The sequence below is a fragment of the Pseudarthrobacter defluvii genome, from assembly GCF_030323865.1.
GTDB lineage: Bacteria > Actinomycetota > Actinomycetes > Actinomycetales > Micrococcaceae > Arthrobacter > Arthrobacter sedimenti.
The window spans coordinates 641,484-655,411 of record NZ_CP066362.1 but is presented as its reverse complement, the minus strand read 5'-3'; the positions used below and the strand labels follow the sequence as shown (position 1 = coordinate 655,411).

12 protein-coding genes and 1 riboswitch are annotated in these 13,928 nt (G+C 67.1%); of the genes, 5 read left to right on the top strand and 7 right to left on the bottom strand.

Annotation, left to right across the window (positions count from 1 at the left end; all coding sequences use genetic code 11):
- The first annotated feature begins 68 nt into the window (after nt 1-68).
- The 4 genes from JCQ34_RS03195 (at nt 69) to JCQ34_RS03180 (ending at nt 6,787) form a co-directional block, all read left to right on the top strand.
- A complete protein-coding gene (locus JCQ34_RS03195) occupies nt 69-1,487 on the top strand; it encodes a bifunctional glycosyltransferase family 2/GtrA family protein (RefSeq protein ID WP_286401758.1) in 1,419 nt (472 codons plus the stop codon).
- Complete coding sequence (locus JCQ34_RS03190) at nt 1,484-3,619, top strand: ArnT family glycosyltransferase (protein WP_286401757.1); 2,136 nt, start codon at nt 1,484-1,486, stop codon at nt 3,617-3,619. The genes JCQ34_RS03195 and JCQ34_RS03190 overlap by 4 nt, the downstream gene beginning before the upstream one ends.
- 6 nt (nt 3,620-3,625) lie before the next feature.
- Nucleotides 3,626-5,704: an ArnT family glycosyltransferase gene (locus JCQ34_RS03185; protein WP_286401754.1), complete on the top strand. Its 2,079-nt coding sequence runs from the start codon at nt 3,626-3,628 to the stop codon at nt 5,702-5,704.
- 170 nt (nt 5,705-5,874) lie between these two features.
- Nucleotides 5,875-6,035, top strand: a riboswitch (cyclic di-AMP (ydaO/yuaA leader).
- A gap of 5 nt (nt 6,036-6,040) precedes the next feature.
- Entirely contained in the window at nt 6,041-6,787 is a 747-nt protein-coding gene (locus JCQ34_RS03180) for a hypothetical protein (protein ID WP_286401752.1), read from the top strand.
- Nucleotides 6,788-6,970: 183 nt separating this feature from the next.
- On the opposite strand, the gene JCQ34_RS03175 is transcribed toward JCQ34_RS03180, so the two are convergent.
- From JCQ34_RS03175 to JCQ34_RS03165, 3 genes are read right to left on the bottom strand one after another with little or no spacing between them, the layout of a single operon-like run.
- Nucleotides 6,971-7,387, bottom strand: coding sequence for a glyoxalase superfamily protein (locus tag JCQ34_RS03175; RefSeq protein ID WP_286401750.1), 417 nt, complete (start codon nt 7,385-7,387; stop codon nt 6,971-6,973).
- A 44-nt stretch (nt 7,388-7,431) separates the two neighbouring features.
- Nucleotides 7,432-8,067, bottom strand: coding sequence for a uracil phosphoribosyltransferase (gene upp / locus JCQ34_RS03170; RefSeq protein ID WP_141158139.1), 636 nt, complete (start codon nt 8,065-8,067; stop codon nt 7,432-7,434).
- Nucleotides 8,068-8,079: 12 nt separating this feature from the next.
- Nucleotides 8,080-8,904, bottom strand: a complete 825-nt coding sequence (locus tag JCQ34_RS03165; RefSeq protein WP_286401745.1) for a phosphatase PAP2 family protein — start codon at nt 8,902-8,904, stop codon at nt 8,080-8,082.
- Nucleotides 8,905-8,959: 55 nt separating this feature from the next.
- Between JCQ34_RS03165 and JCQ34_RS03160 the strand changes: the two genes are divergently transcribed.
- The gene (locus tag JCQ34_RS03160) at nt 8,960-9,466 is read left to right on the top strand and encodes a nucleoside deaminase (protein WP_286401743.1); all 507 of its coding nucleotides are present in this window, start codon (nt 8,960-8,962) and stop codon (nt 9,464-9,466) included.
- A 6-nt stretch (nt 9,467-9,472) separates the two neighbouring features.
- On the opposite strand, the gene JCQ34_RS03155 is transcribed toward JCQ34_RS03160, so the two are convergent.
- The 4 genes from JCQ34_RS03155 to JCQ34_RS03140 form a co-directional block, all read right to left on the bottom strand.
- Complete coding sequence (locus JCQ34_RS03155; protein WP_286401740.1) at nt 9,473-10,555, bottom strand: glycosyltransferase family 4 protein; 1,083 nt, start codon at nt 10,553-10,555, stop codon at nt 9,473-9,475.
- A 2-nt stretch (nt 10,556-10,557) separates the two neighbouring features.
- Nucleotides 10,558-10,953 carry a 6-pyruvoyl trahydropterin synthase family protein gene (locus JCQ34_RS03150; RefSeq protein WP_286401737.1) on the bottom strand — a complete coding sequence of 132 codons (396 nt, stop codon included), beginning with the start codon at nt 10,951-10,953 and terminating at the stop codon, nt 10,558-10,560.
- 3 nt (nt 10,954-10,956) lie between these two features.
- Nucleotides 10,957-11,997 carry a zinc-dependent alcohol dehydrogenase gene (locus tag JCQ34_RS03145; RefSeq protein ID WP_286401735.1) on the bottom strand — a complete coding sequence of 347 codons (1,041 nt, stop codon included), beginning with the start codon at nt 11,995-11,997 and terminating at the stop codon, nt 10,957-10,959.
- A 288-nt stretch (nt 11,998-12,285) separates the two neighbouring features.
- The gene (locus JCQ34_RS03140) at nt 12,286-13,863 is read right to left on the bottom strand and encodes an HNH endonuclease signature motif containing protein (RefSeq protein ID WP_286401734.1); all 1,578 of its coding nucleotides are present in this window, start codon (nt 13,861-13,863) and stop codon (nt 12,286-12,288) included.
- Between the last annotated feature and the right edge of the window lie 65 nt (nt 13,864-13,928).

Genomic DNA, 13,928 nt, shown 5'->3' with positions numbered 1-13,928 from the left:
AATACTTACACAGGCACGTCACAGGTTGTGCCTAAAGCCCACAAATCCGGCGGCGCCACTCTTGATTCATGACGCTCACCGACTCCACTTCAGGAACCCTGCAGGACGCCGCGGTGGCGCCGCCGGACGTTCCTTCTGCCGGCCTTCCATCCGCTGGCCTCCCTTCCCGCGGGCGCGGCGTACGCCGCGCGCCGGTCGATACCCGGACCGCGGTCCCCGTCCTCGATGTCACCATTCCCGTCTTCAACGAGGAACGCGATCTTGAGGAATGCCTCCGCAGGCTCCACAACCACCTGCGCGATTCCTTCCCGCACAGCTTCCGGATCACGGTGGCGGACAACGCCAGCACGGACGGGACCCTGAAAATCGCCGAACGGCTGGCCCGTGAGTTCCCCGAGCTTGCGGTGGTCCACCTCGACGAGAAGGGCCGCGGGAATGCGCTGCGCAAGGTATGGCTGGCGTCGCCGTCGCCCGTCCTGGCGTACATGGACGTAGACCTGTCCACCGACCTTGCCGCCCTGCCCCCTCTGCTGGCACCCCTGATCTCGGGGCACTCGGACCTGGCCATCGGCACCCGCCTCACCCGCAACTCCCGCGTGGTCCGCGGCCCCAAGCGGGAGTTCATCTCGCGCAGCTACAACCTGATGCTCCACTCCTTCATGGGTGCCCGGTTCAGCGACGCCCAGTGCGGATTCAAGGCCATCCGCGCCGACGTCGCCCAGCAGATCCTCCCCTACACCGTGGACAATTCCTGGTTCTTCGACACCGAGCTCCTGGTCCTTGCCGAGCGCTGCGGACTGCGGGTCCATGAAGTTCCCGTCGACTGGATTGACGACCCGGATTCAAGTGTGGACGTGCTCCGGACGGCGCTGGCGGACGTCCGGGGCATGGCCCGGCTTACCCGGGACCTGGTCTACGGCCGCATCCCGGTACCCGAGCTGCGCGCCGCCCTGGCGCGGGGTCCGCTGCCGGCGTCGTCGCGGGCGGACGAACAGACCCGCGGCAGCAGCCTGTTCGGGCAGCTGGTCCGGTTCGCCGCCATCGGGGCCGCCTCAACCCTTGCCTACCTGCTGATCTTCCTGTTCTGCCGCGGCTTCATGGACCCGCAGCTGGCAAACTTCCTGGCGCTGCTGATCACCGCGGTAGCCAACACCGGAGCCAACAGGCGCTTCACGTTCGGCATCCAGGGCGGCAATCCGGTCCGGCACCACTTCGAGGGGCTGATAGTTTTCGGCATCGGCCTGGTGCTCACCTCCGGAGCGCTCGCCCTGGTGCACCGCACGACGACGCCCGACCGGTGGGCGGAAGTCCTCACCGTGGTGGCGGCGAACCTTGCGGCCACGGCAGTCCGGTTCCTGCTGTTCCGCCTGTGGGTCTTCCGGGACCGGACGACGCCCCCGGTACCGGCCGGCGCCGGCACCACCAGTTCCGACTCCACTGCTGAAAACATCACGGCAACCACTTCCACAGAAACGGCAGCATCATGACCTCCACCATTTCCCCGGCAGGAGCCACCTCCGCCGCCGGACCCCAGCATCCGCACGCCGGCCCCGCCGCAGGTCCTGCCGGAACAGCCAATCCCGCACCCCGCTGGACCCACTACGCCTTCGGTAACCAGGCACGCTGGGTGCGGCCCTCCGCGGCGGGGCTCCTGGTGGCAACTGCGGTCCTGTACCTGTGGAACCTGGCAGCAACCGGCTACGGCAATTCCTTCTACGCCGCGGCCATCCAGGCCGGCACCAAGGACTGGACCGCTTTCCTCTTCGGGTCGCTCGATGCCGGCAACGCCATCACGGTCGACAAGCCGCCCGCGGCACTCTGGATCCCCGCTCTCGCAGGCCGGATCTTCGGCTTCTCACCGCTGAGCATGCTGGTGCCGGAAGCACTCATGGGTGTGGCCGCCGTCGGGTTCCTCTATCTGGCCGTCAAACGGGTCTCGGGGCCGGCGGCGGGCCTGTTGGCCGGCGGCGCCCTGGCGTTGACGCCGGTGGCGGCGCTCATGTTCAAGTTCAATAATCCGGACGCAATGCTCACGCTGTGCCTGGTGCTGGCGGCGTACTTCACCACCCGCGCCATCGAGCGGGCTGGCTGGAAATGGCTGGTGGCGGCCGGAGCCGTGATCGGCCTGGCGTTCCTCACCAAGATGCTCCAGGGTTTCCTGATCGTCCCGGCGCTGGGACTGGCCTACCTGTGGGCTGCGCCCACCTCGATCGGGCGCCGCATGGCCCACCTGCTGGGCGCCCTGGGCGGAATCATTGTGGTGGCAGGCAGCTACGTTGCGCTCTTCCAACTGACCCCCGCTTCGGAACGCCCGTACATGGCCGGTTCCACCACCAACAGCTTCCTGGAACTGACCTTCGGCTACAACGGCCTGGCCAGAATCACCGGTTCGGGGGAAGGCATGCCCGGCGGTGGAGCCGGAGGTGCTGCGGATGCGGCCGGAGGCCCCGCCGGCGGCTTCGGCGGTGGCAATTCCGGGTTCGGCGGGGCTGCCGGCCTGCTGCGGATGTTTGGGACGAGCTTCGCGGGCGAAGTGTCATGGCTGCTGCCTGCGGCCCTGATCCTGCTGGTGGCGGGCCTGTGGTTCACCAGGCGTGAAGTCCGCACTTCCCCAAGCCGTGCATCGCTGATCCTGTGGGGTGGATGGCTCCTGGTCACCGCGGGTGTCTTCAGCTTCATGAGCGGCATCGTCCACCCCTACTACTCAGTGGCACTGGCACCGGCAATCGCGGCCCTGGTGGGCATCGGTGCAGTAGGACTCTGGCGCGGCCGGGCGTACTGGCCCGCGCGCATTGTCCTGGCGGCGACCGTCCTGGGCACCTCCGTATGGTCCTCCATCCTCCTGGGCCGGGACGCATCCTGGCTCCCCTGGCTCCGCGTGGTGATCATCATCTTCGGTGTCCTTGCCGCCGCGGCAATCCTGCTCCGCCTCGACGCCGTGGGTACTGCCGGACGGTTCCGGCGCGCGGGGGCTGCCGCCGTCGTCGTCGTATCCCTCCTGGCCGGCGGGCTTGGAGCGGGTGCCTGGACCCTGGCCACTGCTGCTTCCGCGCACTCAGGCTCCATTCCGACGTCGGGGCCCGCGGGGTCTTCGGCGGGCGCTTCCGGCAACCGGGCCGCGGGATTCCGCGGCGACCGGACTGACGGCAGGAACTCCACCACGGACTCTGCCACCGGAACCAACGGACTCGACCCCACGAATGGCTTCGGCGGCGCACCCGACGGCGGCACGGACGGCCCAGGCCGGGCAGGCGGTGCGGGTGGTCCCGGTGAAGGAACTGCCGACGCCGCGGTGACTGCCTTGTTGACCGGCACCACCACCAAGTGGTCGGCCATCGTCTCCGGTGCCAGCCAGGCGGCAAGCCTGGAACTCGCCACGAACACCAACGTCATTGCCTTGGGCGGCTGGAACGGCGGTGACCCATACCCAACACTCGCCGAGTTCCAGGACATGGTGGCCAAGGGCCAGATCGGCTACTTCATCGAGGGTGGCGCCGGTGGCATGGGCGGAGGACGCATGGGTGGCCGGGGCGGCAACTCCGAGGTGGCCGCCTGGGTCCAGGCCAACTTCCAGGCCCAGACCGTGGGCAGCTCAACCGTTTACCAGCTCACCAAGTAGGACGCCATGGCCAGCCAGCACACCATGCCTGTAACCACCGCAGCCCACTCCCGGAGGAAGCCGCCGGCGCGCCGGGCCGGGTTCGCCCTCAGGGACCGCGCGGGGTTCGCCCGCCTGGACCGGGCGGCCTTCCGCCGGCGGCTGGAACTGGCAACTGTGCTGGCCGGTACGGCCGTGCTTTACCTGTGGAACCTTGGAGCATCCGGCTGGGCCAACGCGTTCTATTCAGCCGCAGCCCAGGCCGGATCCCAGGACTGGGCAGCCTGGTTCTTCGGATCCTCCGACGCCGCGAATGCCATCACGGTGGACAAGCCGCCGGCTTCCCTGTGGATCATGGGGCTCTCGGTCCGGATCTTCGGCCTGAGCTCCTGGAGCATCCTGGTTCCCCAGGCGCTGATGGGGGTTGGCGCTGCCTGGCTGCTCTACGTGGCAGTGCGGCGGGCCGCAGCACCGGCCACCGGTGACGTCCGGCTCGCGCACCGCGCAGGCCTGCTGGCGGCGGCAGTCCTGGCCCTCACCCCGGTGGCCACACTGATGTTCCGGTTCAACAACCCGGACGCCCTGCTGGTGCTGCTCATGACGGCCGCCGGATACGCGGTCCTGCGTGCAGTCCAGGAGGACCGGCTGCGCTGGCTCCTGCTGGCCGGGGCGTTCCTGGGCTTCGGGTTCCTGGCCAAGCAACTGCAGGTCCTGCTGGTGCTTCCCGGGTTCGCCCTGGCCTACATGGTTGCGGGGCCGGGCAGGATGCGGCGGCGGCTGCTCCGGCTGGCAGCGGCAGCGGCAGCGATGGTAATTTCCGCCGGATGGTGGCTGCTGGCCGTGGAGCTGACTCCGGCGGACATGCGGCCTTACATTGGCGGGTCGCAAAACAACTCCATCCTGGAGCTGACCCTGGGTTACAACGGGTTGGGCCGGTTGACGGGCGACGAAACGGGCAGCGTGGGCGGCGGCAACGGCTGGGGTGTTCCCGGCCTACTCAGGATGTTCAACAGCGAGTTTGGCGGCCAAATTGCATGGCTGCTGCCGTCCGCCCTCATCCTTGCGGTGGGACTGGTGTGGGTTGGGCGACGGGCGCCACGCACCGATGCCGTCCGCGCTTCCGTCATCGTCTGGGGCTCGTGGGTCCTGGTGACGGGCCTCGTCTTCAGCTTCATGGCCGGCATCATCCACCCGTACTACGCGGTTGCACTGGCGCCGGGTATCGCCGCGCTGGCCGGCTTGGGCTCCGTTCTGCTGTGGCAGCACCGCCGGCAGGCCGCTGCCGGCATCTTCCTGGCCGCAGCGGTGGCCACGGCAGCTCTTATGGCCTTCCATCTGCTGGGAACCACGTCCGCTTACGGCCCATGGCTGCGCTGGCTGGTGCTCGCCGGAGGTGTGGCCGCCGCGGCAGGACTCGGGCTCAACAGGTTCCTGCGCCTGCGTTCCATGCAGCGGACGACGGCGGCCCTCGCCATTGCCGCGTCGCTCGCCGGGCCGCTGGCCTACTCCATCACCACCGCGGCGACGGCACACAGCGGGGCAATCGTGAGTGCAGGGCCAGCCTCCGGCTTTGGCGCCGGCGGACGCGGGCCGGGAGGCTTCAGTGCGGCCGGCCGGAACAACTCCGGCCGAGTTACAGGACAAGGCTTCGCCGGGCAGAACTCCACGGGACAAGGCTTCCAGCAGCAGGCCAACCGCGGCGGGACCGGCGGGACAACCCAAGGCGGTGCTGGATTTGCGGGCGGCATGGGCGGGCTCCTCGGCGCACCCACCCCATCAGCGGATCTCGTGGCCGCGCTCAAAGACGGCGCATCCGGTTACACCTGGGCAGCAGCGGTGGTGGGCTCCAACAATGCCGCCGGGTACCAATTGGCAACGGAACTGCCCGTGATGGCGGTGGGCGGCTTCAACGGCACCGACCCCTCCCCCACCCTGGCCCAATTCCAGGACCTCGTGAGGCAGGGAAGGATCCACTACTTCATCAGCGGCGGAACCATGCGATCCGCCTCCGGTTCGGATGCCTCGGCCCGGATCGCGCAGTGGGTTTCGGAAAACTTCACTCCGCAAAGCATCGGCGGCACTACCCTCTACATCTTGGCAAGGTAACAACACGGCATGGTGTACCGAAAGTAACGACTCAACCGGACGCAGACCGCAAAGCGGCGCGCCAAAGATCGTGACATCCGTTACCCAAATGTGACATTGGAATGCTTTTCCTGTACCGTCGATTGGGTGCGGCTCCCGTTCGGGCCGCATATCCCGGGTTGACGCCAAGCTCTGCCGCTTCCCCGGATCCCGATTGAGCAACGGCAGAGGCGGGGGACCCACCGTCCCGGGCAATGTACGCCCTTGGGGTTAAGCCAGTACGTGATTTTTCCGTGCGGCCGGATGCCCTCATCCGAACCCGACAGCTAACTCCGCAGGTGTGAGAGGCGATCAATCATGTCCAAAAACACGGCAGAACCATGCCTGCATGCCAAGGCTAAACACCGGGCAGAGCAGCAAGCAGCTACAAAGCCCGCAAAGAAGACCAGCTTCGGTACGCGAGCCGGGATCCTCGCAGCATCCTGCGCGGTGCTGGTGGGGGTAGGCGCGGCAGGTCAGGCGACCAGCAACATGACTCCGGTGTCATCCACCGATTCAAACTCTTCCACGGCAGCGGCCGACGCCCAAATGAGCATCGAGAAGAGCGAAATCCGTTCCAACCCGGCAGCGTCCGTTCCGGCGGCAATAAGCGTTGCGCCGCAGGCAGCGGAACCAGCCCCCGCGCCGGCACCGGCAGCCCCCGCAGCAGAAGCCCCGGCTCCTGCACCAGCCCCTGCACCGGCTCCGGCACCCGAGCCTGCTCCTGCACCTGAGCCGGCACCCGCCGTCGCGGTTAATGATCCCGCCGGCGCCCAGGCCTACGCCGCCGGCCAGTTGGCAACCTTTGGCTGGGGACCTGACCAGATGCAGTGCCTGCAGACACTGTGGACCAAGGAGTCGGACTGGACCACCACGGCCACCAATCCCAGCAGCGGGGCATACGGCATCGTCCAGTCCCTGCCCGCGGAGAAGATGGCCAGCTCCGGCGCGGATTACCTGACCAACTACCGCACCCAGATCAACTGGGGCCTCGATTACATCAAGAAGAGCTACCAGTCCCCCTGCGGCGCACTGAACTTCCACCTCGCCCACAACTGGTACTAGGCACCACTCCCCTGGCGCCGGGGGCTCAAAGGGAACTCTTCCGCTGAATCTCCCCACCTTTGGGGGCGTTCGACGGCGTGTCGCCGGCCATCCGCCGTCGTACGCCTTGGCGACGGGGCAAAGCTGCGAAATTCCAGCACAAACCGCGGGCCGCATCATCACGATGCGGCCCGCGGTTTGCTTTTAACTGTTGCCTTGCCCAGCGTCCTGCGCGCTGCTGTCCTGCCCAGCGTTCCGCCACGGTATGTACTGGACGGCCCACTTGTTGCCGTCCGGATCCGCAAAGTAGACGAAGTGGCCCCATGGGAGCACCTCGACATCACTGACGTCCACACCGTTGTTCTTCAGCTGGTCGTGCGCTTTTTGGATATCGTCGACCACCATTTGGAGAGTGGTCCCCGTGCCGGGAGGGGCGTCCAAAAGCCCCTCGCCCATGCAGATGGAGCAGGCAGAGCCGGGCGGGGTCAGCTGTACAAAACGGATGTCGTCCGACGGCCGCTCGTCGTAGTCCGCGTTGAAGCCCACCTTGTTGACGTAGAAGTCCTTGGCGCGGTCAACGTCGGATACAGGGACAAAGACAAGTTCCAGTTTCCAGTCCATCCGCACAGGCTAGCGGCGGGACCAGCATCCAGAAAGGGTGAAAACTACCCTGCGATGCCGTAGAGCCGGTCGCCGGCGTCGCCCAGGCCGGGAACGATGTAGGACTTCTCGTTGAGCTTCTCGTCGATGGAGGCCAGGACGATGTGCACGTTTGCGTCGCCCAGTTCCTCCTCCAGCTTGGCAAGGCCCTCCGGGGCCGCCAGCAGGCAGATGCAGGTGACGTCCGACGCGCCCCGCTTGAACAGGAACTTGATGGCCTCGCGCAGCGTGCCGCCGGTGGCGAGCATGGGGTCCAGCACGAAGACCTGGCGGCCTGTCAGGTCCTCCGGGAGGCGCTCGGCGTAGGTGATGATGTCCAGCGTTTCCTCGTCCCGGGCCATGCCCAGGAAGCCCACCTCGGCGGTGGGCACCAGCTTGGTCATGCCCTCCAGCATTCCCAGGCCGGCACGCAGGATGGGAACCACCAGCGGCGTGGGCTTGGTGAATGCGGTGCCAATAGTGGTGCTGACGGGAGTCTCGATGGTCACGGGCTCGGTGCGGACCTCCCGCGTGGCTTCATACGCCAGCAAAGTCACCAGCTCTTCCGTCAGCTGGCGGAAAACCGGCGACGGCGTGTTCTTGTCCCGCAGGACGGTGAGCTTGTGGGCGACCAGGGGGTGGTCAACAACGAGAGTGCGCATCCCCCAAAACTATCACCCGGCGGTGTCCTTGCCTCGGCTTCCGGACGCGCCCTCCTTGCCGGCGTCGCCGCCGTCGTGCACGGATTCCAGGACGACATCGCGCACCACGGGACGGTCGAACGTGGGCGCCGGGCCCGCATGCTGCTTGCGCCTCAACAGGTGGAACAACCGATGCGCCAGGATCACGACGGCCACCCAGGCCAGCCCCAGCGTCCAGCCGGCCATGACGTCGGTCAGCCAGTGGTGGCCCAGGAAAACCCTGCTCAGCCCCATGGCGATGATGAAGATCACGCCGGCCGTGATGGCCGTGACCCTCACCCAGAGCTGGTGGAACTGCAGGCACAGGACATACAGGAGGACACTGATGACCACCGTGGTGTTGAGGGTATGGCCGCTGGGGAACGACGGCGAATCCTCGTAAGGCGGCACCGCATCGGCGTGGTCGGGGCGGGTCCTGCCCACGAGCTTCTTGCCGAACGTAGTGGCCAGGATGGAGACGGTTGCCGCGCCGCCCACCAGGAGGAGCGGCCGCCAGGTCCGGGTTACGAACGTCAGCCACGCGGTAAGGATGCTGGCGAGGATGGGCATGCCGACGCCACCGCCGATGTTGGTGAACCCGGTGACAAAGGCATCGAGGCCCGGGTTTCGCAGCGACTCCGCGTAGTGGAGGGCCGGGACATCGAGGTTTGCGAGTCCGTCCTTGCCCACCACGTCGTCATAGACCTCGGCGCCCGCGAGCGCCATGATGACAACCACCGTTCCGCCGATGATCAGGGTCAGCCAGAGGGCGGCATAAGGCTTGAACCATCTGTCCATGCGCTCGTGGACTCTGCTCATCATGCCTCCCTGGAAAGTACGCAAGCTTAGTATCTCTCGAAACTATCATTGAGCCATGCTGTTGCCCGAAAAGAAACACAACGCCTGGATGGGCCTTGCCCTGGCTGAGGCCCGGCGGGCCCTCGCTACGGAGGATGTGCCGATCGGGGCCGTGGTGATAGGGCCCGACGGCGAGGTGCTGGGTAGCGGCCGGAACCAACGGGAGGCATTGGGCGACCCCACGGCCCACGCCGAGGTGGTGGCGATCAGGGAGGCGGCCGGACGGTTGCAGGAACGGGCCCGGCTCGACGGCGGCAGCGACGACGGCTGGCGGTTGTCCGACTGCACGCTGGTGGTCACGTTGGAGCCCTGCGCCATGTGTGCTGGCGCCATCGTGCTGGCCCGGATCCCCAGGGTGGTGTTCGGGGCGTGGGACGAGAAGGCCGGGGCCGCGGGATCGGTGTTCGACATCCTCCGCGAACGCCGGCTCAACCACTGGGTTGAGGTCTACCCCGGGGTCCGCGAGGAAGAGTGCGCACAGTTGCTGCGGGAGTTTTTCGCAGGGCACCGGAGCAGCCTCTAACCCGTTTTATTCAGTCACCGCCATGATGCCCAGCATCTTTCGGGCGGTGATGCTCCAGTCCGGCAGCCTGCTCCTCGCGTCCAGCGCTGTTTTCCGCCAGCTTTCCCGGACTTGTTGGTCCGTCAGCCATTGGCGCAGGGAGCCTGCCAGACGATCGGGACTCTCATTTTCCCCTGCTGGAAGTGGCAGCGCTGCCCCCGGAAGGCGGGGGCCGCCGTCGTCCGCTGCCTGCCCGGCCGTGCCAAGCGCTTCCACTGCCCCCGTCCCCTCGCGGACAAGTACCGGGATCCCGTGGGCCAGGGACTCGGTGACTGCCATTCCGAACGCTTCGGTCCGGGAAACCAGCAAGGTCAGGTTGGTGCGGGCCCACTCGGCTTCGAGCGCTTCCCCCGTCAGTTCGCCCTCGAGTCGCACCCGCTCCTGCAGCCTATTGGCAGCGATGGCAGCCCGAACCTCCCGCGCGTAGCCCGGGTCCGCCTGGTCCGACCCCACGAACGACGCAGTCCACTCAAGGTCCTGGATCCGGGCCAGCGCTTCGACGGTCAGCACCTGGTCCTTGTTGGGCAGCAGGGCGGCGACGACCGCCAGGTGGGGAGGGGCGGAACCGGCGGCGCGGGGCGCGGGGTCGACTCCGGGCAGGACCACTTGGGCCTGAGGAAGTCCCCGCTTTGCCAGTACTGACGCCGCAGAAGTGCTGGTGCAGATGACCCCGATTGCTGCACGCAAGGCCTTGGCTTCGTCTTCCAGGGCTGCAGGCCCGGAACTTTCCAGCACAGGCATATGCACCAGGACCCATATTTGCCGCCCCGCCTTTGCGGCGTACTCCAGTTCGTCCGGGGCCCCAACCGCTACCAGCCCATCCACGATGAGTACGGCCTGCCCGGGACCCTCGTCAGGTTCCCGTGTCCCGAGGAAGGTGCCCAGACGGCGTCGTTCGTCGGCACTGGCATCCGGCCAGGTTCCATCGACGCTGATGACGTCCACTTCGGCACCCAGCTCTTCCAGTCCAGCAACCAGGCGTGCGTTGTAGACGTTTCCGCCTGAACTGTGGCGGATGTTGCCGGGGACCAGCAGCCGGATGGGGCGCACGGTTAGGCGGTGAGGTCCAGGGAATAGGTGGCCCAGGCGTCCGGATTCTCGCGCAGCGTGACGTCGACGCCCGCCAGTTCGCGGCCGTCGTCGCTGTCTTTGATCCTGGCGGCGACCTGCTGGGTGATGTATTCGGCGAGTGCTTCCGTGGTGGTGAGCTTGCCTGCGAAGTCGGGGTGCTCGTCCAGGTTCTGGTAGTTCAGCCCGGCCAGCACTTCCTCGATGATGGTCCCGGCGGCACCGATGTCCAGGACGATCGCGTCGGCGTTGAGCGCACGACGGCGGAAGGTCACCTCCGCGACGAAGGTGGCCCCATGCAGGCCCTGGGCAGGCCCGAACGCCTCACGGGGAAGGCTGTGGGCGATCATGAAGTGGCGGCGGACGGTCAGGCTGAACATGGGTTACCTCAAGTTTTCGTTGTTGTCTGTGGCTGGACTGGGTGCGAGACTGCTGCCGGGGTATTCGACCACGTGGCACAGGGCCTGCAGGCTGCCGTCGGCCAGGTTCTGAACCACGTCCGGCAGGTCCTCGAAGCGGGATGATCCGGTCAGGAACGCGTCGAAAATGGGGTCCCTGAGCAGCGATACGGCAAGGTCCAGGCGGTCCGCGTTGGTGCGGCGGTGGCGGCGGGCGCGCGCCACCATGCCCACCTGGCTGGCCCGGATGGACAGGCGCCTCGCATGGAAGTCCTCACCCAGGGGTACGGCGACCTCCCGGTTGGCGTACCAGGACATCTCGATGACGTCGCCTTCATCGCCGACAAGCTGCAAGCTGCGTTCCAGGCCTTCCTGGGAGGCCGAGCAGTGGAACACGATGTCACAGTCGGCCAGGGCGTCATCCGGCTGCGCGAACTCGACGCCCAGTGAGTCCGCCAACTGCTTCCGGCCCGGGTCAAGGTCCACTAGCTGCAGGCGCTGCAGCGGGAAGGAGCGCAGTAGCGTGGCCACCATGCCACCCACCAGGCCGGCGCCGACCACCGCGACCCGGTCGCCCAGCCGCGGCCCGGCTTCCCACAGGGCATTGACGGCCGTTTCGACTGTGCCAGTAAGGACCGCGCGCCTGGAGGGGACCTCGTCCGGGATCCTGGTCAGGGATTCCACGGGAACCACGTAGCGGTCCTGGTGCGGGTTCAGGCAGAAGACGCGCTGGCCCTTCCACCCCTCGGGCCCCTCCTCCACTACTCCGACGGACAGGTAGCCGAATTTCACTGGCCCAGGGAACTCGCCTTCCTGGTGCGGGGCGCGCATTTCCTCTGCCACCCGCGGCGGAACGGCCCCGGCGTGGACCACCATTTCCGTGCCCTTGCTGATGCCCGAATACAGGGCACGGACCAGCGCTTCACCCGGTCCGGGGGCGGCCATTTCTTCCGCCCTGAGCTCGCCGTGCTCCTTAGCAGTGGTCCAGTATGCGGTTGCGTGGATGGGGGTTTCTGAATTCGTCATCTTGCTGACGAATCTATCCGGACGCACGGCGAGGGGGAAAGTCCGACGGCGGGTGTCGGGTTTTCATTGCGGCCTCCTGGAACACTGCGGACAGCATCGCGTTTAGACGAAAGGCACAGTTTCGTGGCCCCGGTCTTGGGACAGTCCGGACAAACATCGCGGTCGGTGGAACGCGCTCGGTGGAAAAGGCATGGGGTCCGTTGCGCGGCCTAGCGACGCAGTTCCATCGCAAGGCGACGGTTTGGAATGCGATCCGGGTGGCAAGGTTCCCCTACACAAAGCAAGCTGCTAGGCAGAGGGCGGGTGGAGGATGCCGTCAAGGCATGCCTCACCCAAGGAGAAGCCAACGCCCACCAAGTCCGCGCAGCCTGCGATTGCCCTTTTCAACGGCTTCAGTTGCGGCACCAGCTGCCTGGGCCACTTCGGTGGTTCCCAGTCCTGGTGTTCGCTTGGGTAGTGCCGGCCGGTGGGTGAGGTCCAGCCGGGTGGTTCGTTTTTGGTGGCCGGGGTGGGTTTCCATCCGGTGGTGTGGCGGAGTTTGTGGTGTTTGGGGCAGGGCTGCCCCAGGTTGCTGATCCCGGTGGGGCCGCCGTTGGCCCAGGCGAGGATGTGGTCGGCGTCGTTGTCCAGGGAGTTGTTGCTGCAGCCCGGGAACGGGCACTTACCGTCCCGCATCCGCAACCAAGCCCGCATCGCCCCGGTCACCCGGTAACTCGTCCGCCCGATCTCCAACGGCGCCCCGTCCCGGGGATCCACCAACACCCGGTAAAACGATGTTGCCCCCTTCGCCACCAGCTCCCGCGCCATCGACGGCGGGATCGGCCCGTACCCGTCCAGCATCGCCGGTTCATCGGTCAACCCCATCAACGAGTACACCGGGACCGTGACCAGGACCTGGGCGCGGATCGGCGAAGACCAGGGCTGCTGCCCGGCACCGTAACGTCCACCGGCATCTGGACCGTGGACGGCACAAGCGCCGCCCCGGTGGACGGCCTCGACGTCACTGCCTGCGTCGGATAAGGGCGTGGCACAGGTACCACCGGCGTGGACGATACTGCCGCTGCCAAGGACCGCATTGGCGAAGTTGTCGGCCCGCAGCTGCGGCATGGTCCGGCACTCATCCGGCCCCTGCATGCCACGCGAGATCGCGGTGAGCCGGTTCCACCCGGCCAACGCCTCAGCCGCCGGCAGGCACGCGGACAGCCAGGCCATCCCGTCCTGGTCCGGCCGGAACTCCACCCGCCGATCCGCCACCCCCTTGGCATGGCGTTTCTCGATGCTCTCCGCGTGGTGGCGTTCCCGCCACGTCCTGGCCTTGACCCGAAACCGGTGCGCCGGAAGCTGCCCCACAGGGCACCCCCGAGCAGGGTCCTGGGCGTCAGGGTCAAGGAAATGGGCTTCCAACGCCGCCGCCCCCGCAGCATCCAGACACGCGGCCTCGTCCGCCATCACCACCGCATGCTGCCACGACAACGTCCCGGCCTGCAGCCCCACAAGGGTTCGCGGCAACGAGGAAACAACGGCGTGCGAAGCAGCCAGGAACGATGACGCAGCCCGCGGCCCCAAAGCCAGCACACACCCGACCTCCGCCGCGACCGCCATCTCCTTGGCCTGCACCGGCGCATCAGGCCCGGCAACAACAGAGGCGCTCTCCGCGTACGTCACCGCAGCCTTCGCCTTCAAACCAGCGAACCAGGCCTCAACCTCCCGGGCACCGGCCAAAATATCCAGGCACCCATCAGCCAGCCCAGCCAACGGATCAGCCACCGAAAACGGCTCAGAACCGCACCCATCCACCTCCGCATTCAACACAGCAAGGGCAGCCCGGATGTCCGCATAAGCCCTGGTTACCGCTGCCTTTCCCATGAACTAATCATCGTGCGAGGGTCTGACATTCACCTGCGATGCCGTTCAAGGCAGTAATCCGCGAC